Raw genomic sequence first — 12126 nt, 5'->3', positions numbered from 1 at the left:
GGAACACATTCAAGGAGGAAAAATGTAATGAGAATTAATCACAATATCGCAGCACTTAACACGCACCGTCAGTTATCAACTGCTTCAAATGCACAAACTAAATCAATGGAGAAATTATCTTCTGGTCTTCGTATCAACCGGGCAGGAGATGACGCTGCTGGTCTAGCAATCTCTGAGAAAATGCGTGGGCAAATTCGTGGACTTGACATGGCTTCAAAAAATTCTCAAGATGGTATCTCTTTAATTCAAACAGCTGAAGGTGCTTTAAACGAAGTACATTCAATTCTTCAAAGACAAAGAGAACTTGCAGTACAATCCGCTTCTGACACAAACGTTGTTGCAGACAGAACTGCTTTAAAGGATGAATTTACTCAGTTAACAGCAGAAGTTGCTAGAATCACAGGTCAAACTGAGTTCAATACAATGAAATTGTTGGATAAATCAGCTGGTACTGCTGGAGTACTTAAAATTCAAGTAGGTGCAAATGCTACTCAATCTATGGACCTTGATTTGGGTACTGCTGGGGTAGATTTAACTGCAGTTAATACAGCTCTAGGTACAGCTGATATTTCAACTCAAGCTGGTGCTAATACTGCTTTAACAACACTTGACACGCAAATTGCTTCAGTTTCATCAGGTAGAAGTTACCTTGGTGCTACCCAAAATCGTTTGGAGCACACGATTAACAACTTGAACACTTCTTCTGAAAACTTAACAGCTGCTGAGTCTCGTGTACGTGATGTAGACATGGCGAAAGAAATGATGGAACAAACTAAGAACTCTATCCTGTCTCAAGCTGCTCAAGCTATGCTTGCACAAGCTAACCAACAGCCACAAGGCGTACTACAATTACTTCGTTAATCTTCGGCCCCATGGCTTAGATTAGCAAAAAAGAAAGAGACTCTAGGAATTTCTCCTAGGGTCTCTATTTATGCACTCTCATTTTCTAATACAGGCTGTCTGTAAGGTGTTTTATTTTTCATATAGTCTTCTTTCTACCACCATTCTTTATCCACAACTGAATGGGAGAACCGTATCCTTGGTTTTCTGTTTTTTTCATTAGTAAGGTTTCCATCTCCTAGTAACTTTCCTATTAACATTGAAATATTTTGAGATGGCACAGTGACTTGTACTTGTTTGGCAAAATCAACCTCCATAACAACCTCCTATAAAGAATGATTTATTCATTATATTATACAGCTCATTAACTTTAAATGTCATCTTTTGTCGTGCGTTATTAAGAACAATCTACTCTTATTTAGGGTATACTTCTAAAGGAGAGAGGTGAAAGTATGGATCAATTGTTTCGGGTTCAGCGCTATTTGTGGATATGCATTTGTTTGGCCATTTTTAATATTGCAGATGCGCTTTTTACGCATCAGTTCCTTGTGAAAGGCGGGGCTGAATTGAATCCGGTTATGCGGTCGATCTATGCAAAGGATCCTGTTCTTTTTTTACTCGTAAAGTTTTTCTTTTCCTACTTGATATTAGCCATTGGATTTATCCAAGTGAGTAAGAAGGTTCAGGTTCTTCTCTATATTGCGTTTATTATTTATTCTCTTATTATCGTTTGGCATCTCTATTTAAATATTTCACTCTCAGCAAGATAAAAAGTCTTCCTTGTGAAAAGAAGACTTTCTATATTTACTGCAAATATCGATCAAGAGTTGTCACTGATAAATCTGTAACTTTCGGTAATCCTTCAGGAGGATTTTGAATCAGTTCCGGGTTATACGTTATTTTTAAACGAGACTTAGAAGGGGATAACTGCGTTTGATTTAGAGCATATACATCTCTGTAATACGGCCAGCCAGAATTATAAACTGAACCGCGTGTTGCATTTAAAACTACTTTCCTTCCAAAAACGCCGCCTTGTATTTCAAGGTTTGAACCAACTCCGAAAATCTCCATCAAATCTTCTGAATAGAAGAAACCTCTTATAATGTTAGGGTCATCACCGTACACATTGTTATTTGAAATCGCAATTTGTTTTTTTCCGAATAAAACAAGTGATTTCTCTACATTATCTGCATCCACAATACCTTGTAATCTGGAGTACCGAATTGTAGTCGTGCCCGTGACATAAATGGTCGAATTAAATTTAATATTCGAACCCCAAATGGTTAAATTTCCATCAATGAACAGAGGGCCATCAATTTCAAATTTGTTATACGTATTGGTGTTATAGCTGGTTATTCCTGTATTCCCGATTGTTACGTTTCCACCCAAATAGGCACCTTTTTTAAAGGTAAGTTTACTCCATTCACTGGATGAACCTGTTATTGAAATGATTCTGTTTTCTGACTTGTCCTTCGTACTTAGTCGATTAAATGTAAAACCGCCATCAATTTTAATATTATTGTTAGTATTTATTTGAACATTGTCATTCTCATACCTGCTACGAATATTTTCCTTGTTGGGATTATTATTAAAGTTACCATCATTGACTTCGTTTGTAACAAATGAGTTACCGGTTATTGGGAAGTAGTAGCTGTTCTTTTGCCCGAGAATATCAATAGCTGCAAACTTAGGTATACGATTATCGATCATCGGAACATATTCCTTATTTGCCTCATGAATCGAGGTGAAGGCGGAGTCCACATTATTTTTATTAATATTTTGGTAACCATTCGCAGATGGAAATGTGGTTCTATTGATATGTGCATAATAGTCTTCTGGGTTAGAAGTGAGCTTATACAAGTTGCCTGGAAGAATTAAACGCGCTTTTTTACCATTTTCTCCTTCGATACTAGGCAAATCTGATGAAATCCACTGAGGGGTTCCGCTTTGTTCAATTGCAACCCCTTCCTTTTTTGTGATTAGATTACCCTCTACGTATAAATCGCCCTTTACTGCAACTCCACCATGCATAAACATATTTCCATCATCATTTTTAGAAGTACACCCCGTTTGTCCTTTACATGGATTATAAGCACCAAGAGCATAATTTAGTGCTTCTGGAACTTGTTTCGCACCTAGCTGAATCGTTGAGATCAGTTTCTTTGTTTTTCCGTTTACAGTGGCTTCGCTATGTAAGGTCATGACTTGTGTTAAGTCATCTGGATTTGTAGATGTTTTATGACGGTTATAGATTTTCACCTTTAGTACCCCGCCATCCGCAGGGAGTGATGATGTGGATTTGAATGCAGCATTTGCATCACTGACTTCATATTTACTTAAAAGATTTGTTAATGCGGTTTCGAAATCATTTGTTGAATAATTGATATAGTTTTTTGATTTTGCCTCTAACAGGGCAGATAGATAGTCAATTCCTTTTTCAGCAAGCTCGGTTGACTGAATTTGCGTTTCCCGTGCATCTGTTTTTTTGACGCCGTTAAATGTGGTAGTTACTAAGGAGAGTCCGGCAACGGTAAAGATGACAATCATGAGGAGAACGATGAGCAGCGTATTTCCTCTTTCCGAAAGAATCTTTTTCATGTTACTCCTCCAAAAGTCCGAATTGGCTTTCTAGTGTTAATGGTTTGGCATTTTTATTTTTATTGCTTTTTACATTTAGAATAATGTCCACACTGTTCCCATCCTTGGAGATCGTTGAGTTTGTGAAATCAAATCCGTCCGAGCTGATGGATTTACCGTTAACGACAGGATTGGCTCCGATAAAACCAACAGTCGTTGTACTATTAGTAGTTTTTTTGTAGCTTAAGAGATTTTGGCTAGTTGTAGAAATATCCGTAACTTTTGAAACAGGTGCTGTATATAATTCATTAATAATCTGGGACATGACCAGATCGGCTTCATCGCGGATTAGTGTTTCTGTATAGATTTTTTTTTCTGTATTAAGTCCGTTCATCAAAACAAAATAAACAGCGGTTCCGATTATAGAGAAAAGAACGAGTGAAAGGAGAGACTCAATTAAGGTTAATCCTTTTTCGTTTAGTATCTTATTTTGCATCTGTCACATACCCCTCTACGATCGTGCCTTTAACGCCTTGTTTCGTTTTGTAGTTGACTTTAATTGTAACGGGAAAGAGTTTAATTTCTGCTTCTTCAGTAGATTGGGGTAAAACTTTTATTTCAATATCGTAATTGTTGTTATTAATCGTTGCAGTGTATAAGGAAGCGCAGCCTGTAGTGCTGCAATTTAATTTGGTGTAGGTTTTCTCAGCTTTCGTTATTCCAAAAGAAGTGTAGTCATGCTGAACTCTTGCAAGCGTCATTCTGGCTAAGTTAGTCGCAACGAGTTTGTTGTTGTTTCCAGCAGATACTTCATTTGCTTGTGTGAAAAAATAGGATATGGCAATGACTGAAACAGAGAGGATTGATAAAGAAATAAGCACTTCAATTAATGAAAAACCTTTTTCTGAGAGCATAGTACACATCCTAATACTTAAATTGTAGGTATAATTTACTATATCGAACGGCTAGTTATATATATTATACAATATTTTTAGAATATTTTTGTTATATATGGATATTTTTTAGTAATTTTGTAGTATTATAGAAAAAAAGATCGAACCATGGAATTGGAGGAGAGATAAATTTGACGCAAATTATCATTTTATTGCTATTTACGTTAGTTGTAAGTCCTTTGTTGTATTTTTTCCCTTCAAATATTCCACTGAAATATAAAATGGCGCTTCTGGGAATAGCCTTTGCATTAGCTATAGGAGGATTGTTCATTTTAAATGTCTTATCCTATTGGATGTCAGTGAGTGCCATGATTGCTGTAGCCTTTATCGCATCCTATTTAGCGGAAAAGCGCATGCCTATTATGGATACAAATAGTGAAAAAACAGAGATTGTCCTTTCTTTTACAGATGAAGAAACAACGGCCGCACCATCTAAAGTTGAGCAAGAACAGTCGCCAATTGAGCTTGAAAGTGTGATTGTGATTGAAGACAACACTGAATACGAGTCAGACGATGGAGACGAGATAGATTTTCAACAAGAAGAATCGAACCTTCTGGAAGAAATAGAGTTCGTTTCAGAGGTTATTGAGCCTGTTGAAGAAATTGAAGTAATTGAACAAAAGCCAGAAGAGATTATTGAAGAAATTCAAGTAGAAGTTAACGAAAAAATCATTCCATTTGTAGAAGTTACAGATGATGAATTTGCCTTTTTATTAGAAGGTCGAGAAATTATAGAAGAAGAACTTCAGGGAACACCAGTACATACCGATGAAGAAGATGAAGAGGTTCTGCTCCAGCGTTCTATGCTAATGGATGAATTGGAAGAGCTAGATGCAAAGCTTCCACAAGAAATGATGCCCGATCAACTTGAAAATATTATCGTAGCAGAAGAAATTGTTGAGTTGGTTGATTTAATGGAAGAAGAGGAACGTACAAGTGAAATAGAAGTACATACTGAGGAAGAAGAAGTTGAACAGTTATCGATTTCTGATGCGGTCACTTTTGTTGAAGAAATGAACGAAGTAGATGTGGATAGCATTGAACCTGATGAAATATTCCTCGAGGAACGACAAGTAATTGATTCGATTGATGACCATTTAGAAGAAATATCACTACAGGATCTCGAAAATAATGTTGAAAAAGAGGCAGTGGAAACGACAGAAGAAGTTTCTGAGATTCCCGTTTTAGAAGTTATAGAGGATCTTGAAGAAGATGCAGTAGAACCAGAAATTATCCAAGACGAAAAAGATTCAATGAGTGATGAAGAGCAACAACCAAAGGAGTTAACATTCGTGCAACAAAATATGGATGCTGCCATGCAAGATATGCTATTAAACACACTGACATATTATCAAGAACAGGGTGATCAAGTTTCTTACACGAGTATGCTAGAGTCGTTAATTAATCAACCACTATCTGATAAAGATTTTTATCTCTTTACAAAACTTTTAGCAGATTCGTATATTTCAAATCAGAATTCGTTTGAGTTAAAAGCACTTTTAGATTCAATGAAAGATAGATTAAATAGTTATCCGGTCATCTCAGAAGAAATTGAACAGTATCTTGCCGTTAGCGTTTGATTTTAAATAAACACAATAATTTAAAACATAAAGGAATAGGTGAATGAAATGAAAAAAAGCAATCAATTTTTAGGTTTACCGATTATTAGTATTCAAGACGGAACAGAAGTAGGGCATGTTAAGTCTTTAGTCGTTAATCCAAAGCAAGGAACTGTAGATTTTTTAACCGTTGAACATGAAGATTGGCAGATTAGCGTTCGTGCAGTGCCGTTCAAGAAAATCGTCGGTGTTGGTGCGTTTGCAGTCATGATTGAAGACCGCACATCCATTTTCGATTTAACAGAGATTCCGATTGCTAATGAACTGGTTCAAAAGAAAATCACTGTAACTGGAGCAAAATTGATTGATCGTAAAGGACAGCTTATTGGGGAAGCTACAGAGTTTTTTATCGATGAAGACAACGGTTCCATTCTTGGTGTTGAGATCGAGCTTCAGCCGAAAAAAGTGGTATTGGCATCAGAACAAATTATTACATATGGCCGTGACCTGCTTGTGGTCAAAGAGGAATCAGAGCTGAACTATCTAGAAAAAGCAGAGTTTTTACTTACACCATCTTTAGAAGAAGCAGAATTGGAAGTTGCCGTGTCTGTAGAAACCATTGAGGTGGCAGTTGAAGAAATTGACCCAATTAAAGAAAAGCAAATCATGCTTTTAGCAGGCAGAACAACAACGAAAGATATCGTTACTGCAAATGGTCAACTTTTATTTGCAAATGGTACGACATTAACGAAAGAAGATGTTAAAAACGCTCAAGCTCATGGACCTGCTGTTTTAGCTGAACTTTCTATGAACGTTGTAGGCTAAAGAACTGTATATGGCAAAAAGAGAATTCAATCCGAAGAGCTTTCTCATTATATTTGTATCGATTAGCCTTGCAGCTCTTTTTCTCTTTATTTCCAGCTCTGTCTTGGCAAACTTATACACTCATTTATTCGAAGAGGAAGTTTTCGATAAGGGGGTAAAAGTGGGATCTGTTGCAGTTGGGAACCTAACGAGCGATGAAGCTGTGGCTGAAGTAAATAATAAAGTATCAGATTGGCAGAAAAATTCTCAAGTCGTTTTAAAGTATAACGAACAAACGGTAAACGTAGATCCTGGTGCATGGACGTTTCGCACAGAAGACAGTATCCCAAAAGCAGGCAAATCTACTAAACTTCTCGTTGATTTAAAAAAAGATATGGTTGATAAGTCGATTGCTCAATTAAAGTCTGACGGCTTAGATCAATTGTTAGATAAAGAAATGCTTTATGCCCGTTTAAAGAAAGTTGGCGCAGACTTACAATCATCGAATATCGAGTTAAATGTGAACGAATTTCTTACTACGTACGGTCAGCCGGAAGAGGTTGTAAGTGAAAGTTCAGCCACGTTACCTGGTGAACATGTTTTATTGGAAGATTGGATCAAAGGTTTGAATGGTTACAAAGTTAAACCTGGACAAACGTTCTCGTTGATCCAAGCTTTAGAAGAATCGGGTATGACAGCTCAAGATTCTATCGATATCAACGTTCTGGCTAGTGCCATTTATACGGCTGTACAAAAGACAAACTTTACGATTATTGAACGTCATACATCTAGAAAACTGCCCGATTACGTAAAGTTGGGTTATGAAGCTTATGTAAAACCTGATGACATGGATTTTGTTTTTCAAAATCCAAACGCTACCTCATATAAGCTGGAATTTATCGTGAATGAAGATGCGCTGCTGACTTCGATCGTAGGAGCACCCTTTCCGTACACTTATAAAATAAAATTGGATACTCAAGTGTTTAAACCAAAAACGGTCATTCACTTTAATGAAAATCTATCTAGTTTCGTTAGCTCAGTTCTGATCGACTCAGGCAGTGAGGGATATTTAACAACGATTAATCGAGAATCCTATAAAGGATCAGAAAAGGTAGATTCAGCAAAACTTACGGAAGATTTTTATCCGCCAGAACACCGTCTGGAAGAGAGAGGTTTTCCTGTTGAAAAAACGGTTGTAACAGATCCAAGCAGTGGAACTCCAGCAGAAGGAACGCCAACTGCCGGCAATCCAGTAACTACTTATCCTGATGGAACGGTTATTCCGACCTATCCTTATTATCCATACCCTGTTTATCCGAATCTGCCAGGAGTCATAACGAACCCGGTAATCCCAGGTATTCCTGGTATACCAAGTACGGACAAGCAAACTGATACTCAGACCGTGAATCAAGGAAAAAGCACCGGTACTAATGTGAGTGGTGGTGGTTCAAAATGATGATTCAAAAGAAACGGCTAGGAGATTTGTTAGTTGAAACGGGTCTCATAACAGAAGAACTGCTTCAGCAAACATTAAAGGAAAAACGAAGCAAGCAAAAGCTTGGAGATGCCCTTATTGAAAAAGGTTTTCTATCCGAGCAGCAGCTTATTGAAGTGCTCGAATTCCAACTCGGTATTCCACACATCAGCCTTTACCGTTACCCGATTGATGAACAGGCGATCTCCATCGTACCAAGAGAATTTGCAAGAAGAAATTTCTTGATGCCTGTAAAAAAGGATGGCGATAAGCTTTTTGTAGCCATGGCTGATCCAATGGATTTTACCGTTATCGATGACTTGAGGTTAACGACTGGATTTCAAATTGAAAGAGCGATTTCTGCCAAAGATGACATCATTCGTGCACAAAATAAGTACTACGATATTGATGATTCGATGGAAGAACTGTTGGAGCTTTTGCCTCAAGGTGCCTTGCAAAAGGATGACAGCCGAATAACAGAAGATGATTCTCCAATCGTCAAACTCGTCAACCAGATCATTCAGCAGGCGATTCAGCAAAAAGCGAGTGATATCCATTTTGATCCGCAAGAGACGAAGCTTGTTGTTCGTTACAGAATCGATGGGATGCTGAAAACGGAACGCAGTCTGCCAAAGCATATGCAAAGTATGTTAACAGCGCGGATTAAAATTATGGCGAACTTAAATATTACCGAAAGCCGTCTTCCGCAAGATGGCCGGATAAAACTCAATCTGGACATGCATCCTGTCGATCTTCGGGTTTCAACCTTGCCAGCGATTTATGGTGAGAAGATCGTTTTACGGATCCTGGATTTAGGAAGTACACTTAACAATCTTGAAAATATGGGATTCAATAAACTGAATTTGCAACGATTTCAGAGCTTAATTAAACAGCCGAACGGAATTATTCTCATTACAGGCCCTACAGGTTCGGGGAAGTCTTCCACACTATATGCGGCATTAAATAAGCTTAACAATGAGGAAGTAAACGTTGTAACCGTTGAAGATCCTGTTGAATATCAGCTTGAAGGCATCAACCAGATTCAGGTGAATGCAGCTGTTGGTCTTACATTTGCAAGCGGGTTGAGATCCATACTTCGTCAAGATCCTGATATTGTGATGATCGGTGAGATTCGGGATACAGAAACAGCTGAAATCGCCGTTCGTGCTTCTCTAACAGGTCATCTCGTTTTAAGCACAATTCATACGAATGATTCCATTGGCACGATTGCTCGATTAACGGACATGGGCGTGGAACCTTTCTTAGTTGCTGCCTCACTTTCCGGAGTAGTGGCACAGCGGTTGGTTCGTAAAATATGCCGTGATTGTAAACAAACGTTTAAAGCAACAGAACGTGAAAAAGAAATTTTTGCAAAGCGCGGTATTAAAGTGGATGCCGTGTCTCGAGGCAAAGGTTGCGGTACTTGTAATATGACGGGTTATAAAGGGCGTATCGCGCTCCATGAGATTTTAGTCATTGACGAGCATATCCGCCAGCTCATTATGAACAACCGTCCCATTATGGAACTGCGTGATTATGCGATGAAAAACGGAACGATCTTTTTGATCGATGATGGCTTCCTTAAAGTAAAACAAGGTTTAACAACGACTGAAGAAGTTTTACGAGTCGCAACGAACGAGTAGGTGCAGACATGAAAGAAAAACTAGAGCAATGGCTAAAAGCTGCTTTTCAATTGAAGGCTTCCGACGTTCATTTATCAGTAGGAATGCCGCCTGTTTTTCGAATTAACGGGAAGTTGAAACGATATGGAAGCGAACCTTTAAAGCCAGAGGATACTTTTCAGATTGCTAAAATTGTGATTGATGAAAAGTATTACCCTGATTTTGAAGAAATGGGTGAAATCGATATCTCATATGGAATTCAAGGGTTGTCGAGGTTCCGGGTAAACGCCTATCGTCAGCGTTCATGTGTGAGTCTTGCGTTCCGAATTATTCCAACGGCGATTCCTAGTTTAGAAGATTTAAATCTGCCCGAAGTTGTCCGCAAAATGGCAACAAAACACCAAGGTTTAGTTCTTGTTACAGGGCCAACCGGCAGCGGGAAATCGACGACACTAGCCTCGATGATCGATTATATGAACCGGACAATGAGCCGTCATATTATTACGTTAGAGGACCCGATTGAGTATCTGCACCGTCATCAAACGTGCGTGATCGACCAGCGTGAAATTGGCTTTGACACAAACAATTTCGCAAATGGACTTCGTTCGGCACTCCGCCAGGATCCTGATGTTATTTTATTAGGAGAAATGCGGGATCTGGAGACGATTGCAACCGCTATTACAGCAGCAGAAACGGGTCATCTTGTTTTAGGGACGCTACACACAACTAATGCTTCTTCCACCATCGATCGAATCGTAGATGTTTTTCCACCCGAACAACAAGGACAGATTCGGATTCAGCTCGCTTCTGTTTTAGTAGGGGTAATGTCTCAAAGATTGCTGCCGACCATTGATGGAAAAGGACGTAAAGCCATTACAGAGATATTGGTGAATACACCGGCAATTGCGAACTTGATCCGCAATGAGAAAATCCACCAGATTCATAGTGTCATGCAAACGAGTAAGAACGCAGGTATGCACACATTTGAAATGTCGGCAAAAGAAGCTCTTGATCGAAATGAAGTTTCAAAAGAGTTTATAGAGCCTTATCTCCTGGAGAAGGGGGGATGAAATGGCACAATTCAGCTATGTAGGTCGTGACAAAAGCGGAAAAAGACGAAAAGGATCGGTATTAGGTCTGTCTAAACGTGAAGCTGTATTGAAGCTGAAGGAAAAAGGGATTTCGGTAACAGATGTTCAAGAAGTGAAGCAGACGTTATTGAACAAAGAGATTTCCATTGGCAGTCCGGTAAAATCACAGCAATTTGTTATTTACTTAAGGCAGTTTGCAACTTTGCTTCGAGCAGGTGTTTCTGTAGTCGATTCTACGAATATCTTATCTGCTCAAACGGAAAGTAAGGCATTGCGAAAGGTGTTAGCGGATGTGGAAGAGGAGTTGCGTCAAGGTAATCCTCTATCCATGGCGATGAACAAACACCGTTCCATTTTTCCTCCGATGGTCGTCAACATGATCTCTGCGGGGGAAGCAAGTGGTAGTCTCGATGATACGCTTGATCAGCTAGCCACTTATTTTGAAAAACAGCATTATACGAAGCAAAAAATTCTCTCAGCTATGATGTATCCAATGATTGTTGGTGTGGTTGCGGTATTTGTAGTGATTTTTTTGCTGGCAAAGGTCGTACCTACTTTTGCCACGATGCTAAAAGAAGCAGGAGGAGAACTGCCGGGGATTACCAAGTTTGTCTTGGTCTGCAGTGATTTTGTCCAAGCCTTTTGGTGGCTACTCATACTAATTTTTATCGCATTCTATGTATCTCTTCTTTTTATTCGGAAAGGTGCTTCTACGCGTTATTATTTTGATTATGTCATTTTAAAAATACCTGTGTTTGGCAAGCTGCTGCAAAAGTCAGCTCTGGCGAGGATGACAAGAACGTTAAGCTCTCTTTTTTCAAGTTCCGTTCCGATTTTGCAGTCATTATCGATTGTTGAGAAAGTCGTAGAAAATGAAGTAATCGCAAAGGTGATTCGTGAATCTAGAAGTGCTCTGGAAACAGGACAGCGATTAACAGAACCTTTGAAAAAACATTGGATTTTTCCGCCGCTCGTAACACAAATGATTTCTATCGGAGAAGAAACGGGATCACTGGATGAAATGCTTGCTAAAGTAGCTGATTTTTATGAAAAAGAAGTAGAAACCTCTACAGATCGTTTGAAAGCTTTAATCGAACCGTTAATGATTGTATTCCTTGCTTCTATTGTAGGAACGATAGTAATTTCCATTATCGTACCAATGTTTGAAGTGTACAAAACAATAGGGTAGTAAAGCATCAAAAAAAT

General features: G+C 38.6%; 12 protein-coding genes. 8 read left to right on the top strand and 4 right to left on the bottom strand.

The window, feature by feature from the left end; genetic code table 11:
- The first annotated feature begins 27 nt into the window (after positions 1-27).
- Positions 28-861: a flagellin gene (locus J2X07_RS10505; RefSeq protein ID WP_310258642.1), complete on the top strand. Its 834-nt coding sequence runs from the start codon at positions 28-30 to the stop codon at positions 859-861.
- 134 nt (positions 862-995) lie between these two features.
- Here J2X07_RS10505 and J2X07_RS10500 read toward each other — a convergent pair whose 3' ends face one another.
- Positions 996-1157: a hypothetical protein gene (locus tag J2X07_RS10500; RefSeq protein WP_310258640.1), complete on the bottom strand. Its 162-nt coding sequence runs from the start codon at positions 1155-1157 to the stop codon at positions 996-998.
- 135 nt (positions 1158-1292) lie between these two features.
- On the opposite strand from J2X07_RS10500, the gene J2X07_RS10495 reads away from it, so the two are divergent.
- On the top strand, positions 1293-1610 hold the full coding sequence (locus J2X07_RS10495) for a DUF5658 family protein (protein ID WP_310258638.1): 318 nt from the start codon (positions 1293-1295) through the stop codon (positions 1608-1610).
- Positions 1611-1644: 34 nt separating this feature from the next.
- On the opposite strand, the gene J2X07_RS10490 is transcribed toward J2X07_RS10495, so the two are convergent.
- Genes J2X07_RS10490 through J2X07_RS10480 form a run of 3 tightly spaced genes read right to left on the bottom strand, consistent with a single transcriptional unit; the run spans position 1645 to position 4331 of the window.
- Positions 1645-3438, bottom strand: coding sequence for a hypothetical protein (locus J2X07_RS10490; protein ID WP_310258636.1), 1794 nt, complete (start codon positions 3436-3438; stop codon positions 1645-1647).
- Between the two features lies 1 nt (position 3439).
- Positions 3440-3913 carry a prepilin-type N-terminal cleavage/methylation domain-containing protein gene (locus tag J2X07_RS10485; protein ID WP_310258635.1) on the bottom strand — a complete coding sequence of 158 codons (474 nt, stop codon included), beginning with the start codon at positions 3911-3913 and terminating at the stop codon, positions 3440-3442.
- Positions 3903-4331, bottom strand: coding sequence for a type IV pilus modification PilV family protein (locus J2X07_RS10480; protein WP_310258633.1), 429 nt, complete (start codon positions 4329-4331; stop codon positions 3903-3905). The genes J2X07_RS10485 and J2X07_RS10480 overlap by 11 nt, the downstream gene beginning before the upstream one ends.
- Before the next feature lie 170 nt (positions 4332-4501).
- Between J2X07_RS10480 and J2X07_RS10475 the strand changes: the two genes are divergently transcribed.
- The 6 genes from J2X07_RS10475 to J2X07_RS10450 all read left to right on the top strand — a co-directional run bounded on the left by J2X07_RS10475 (position 4502) and on the right by J2X07_RS10450 (position 12109).
- On the top strand, positions 4502-5950 hold the full coding sequence (locus J2X07_RS10475; protein ID WP_310258631.1) for a hypothetical protein: 1449 nt from the start codon (positions 4502-4504) through the stop codon (positions 5948-5950).
- A gap of 48 nt (positions 5951-5998) precedes the next feature.
- A complete protein-coding gene (locus J2X07_RS10470) occupies positions 5999-6754 on the top strand; it encodes a PRC-barrel domain-containing protein (protein ID WP_310258630.1) in 756 nt (251 codons plus the stop codon).
- A gap of 160 nt (positions 6755-6914) precedes the next feature.
- Entirely contained in the window at positions 6915-8189 is a 1275-nt protein-coding gene (locus tag J2X07_RS10465) for a VanW family protein (RefSeq protein ID WP_310258629.1), read from the top strand.
- Positions 8186-9850: a GspE/PulE family protein gene (locus J2X07_RS10460; RefSeq protein WP_310258628.1), complete on the top strand. Its 1665-nt coding sequence runs from the start codon at positions 8186-8188 to the stop codon at positions 9848-9850. Before J2X07_RS10465 ends, J2X07_RS10460 begins: the two co-directional genes overlap by 4 nt.
- An 8-nt stretch (positions 9851-9858) precedes the next feature.
- Positions 9859-10899 (top strand): type IV pilus twitching motility protein PilT, encoded by a 1041-nt coding sequence (locus J2X07_RS10455; protein WP_310258627.1) that lies wholly within the window; start codon positions 9859-9861, stop codon positions 10897-10899.
- A 1-nt stretch (position 10900) separates the two neighbouring features.
- Positions 10901-12109, top strand: a complete 1209-nt coding sequence (locus J2X07_RS10450) for a type II secretion system F family protein (RefSeq protein WP_310258626.1) — start codon at positions 10901-10903, stop codon at positions 12107-12109.
- Positions 12110-12126: the final 17 nt, after the last annotated feature.

Source organism: Fictibacillus barbaricus (genome assembly GCF_031457135.1).
GTDB lineage: Bacteria > Bacillota > Bacilli > Bacillales > Fictibacillaceae > Fictibacillus > Fictibacillus barbaricus_A.
The sequence above is the reverse complement of the archived record's forward strand: the minus strand, read 5'-3'. Positions and strand labels throughout refer to the sequence as shown.

Coding starts and splice junctions, on each gene's coding strand:
- J2X07_RS10470 (WP_310258630.1), top strand. CDS start 5,999: ATGAAAAAAAGCAATCAATTTTTAGGTTTACCGATTATTAGTATTCAA.
- J2X07_RS10450 (WP_310258626.1), top strand. CDS start 10,901: ATGGCACAATTCAGCTATGTAGGTCGTGACAAAAGCGGAAAAAGACGA.
- J2X07_RS10485 (WP_310258635.1), bottom strand. CDS start 3,913: ATGCAAAATAAGATACTAAACGAAAAAGGATTAACCTTAATTGAGTCT.
- J2X07_RS10495 (WP_310258638.1), top strand. CDS start 1,293: ATGGATCAATTGTTTCGGGTTCAGCGCTATTTGTGGATATGCATTTGT.
- J2X07_RS10480 (WP_310258633.1), bottom strand. CDS start 4,331: ATGCTCTCAGAAAAAGGTTTTTCATTAATTGAAGTGCTTATTTCTTTA.
- J2X07_RS10505 (WP_310258642.1), top strand. CDS start 28: ATGAGAATTAATCACAATATCGCAGCACTTAACACGCACCGTCAGTTA.
- J2X07_RS10460 (WP_310258628.1), top strand. CDS start 8,186: ATGATGATTCAAAAGAAACGGCTAGGAGATTTGTTAGTTGAAACGGGT.
- J2X07_RS10490 (WP_310258636.1), bottom strand. CDS start 3,438: ATGAAAAAGATTCTTTCGGAAAGAGGAAATACGCTGCTCATCGTTCTC.
- J2X07_RS10500 (WP_310258640.1), bottom strand. CDS start 1,157: ATGGAGGTTGATTTTGCCAAACAAGTACAAGTCACTGTGCCATCTCAA.
- J2X07_RS10455 (WP_310258627.1), top strand. CDS start 9,859: ATGAAAGAAAAACTAGAGCAATGGCTAAAAGCTGCTTTTCAATTGAAG.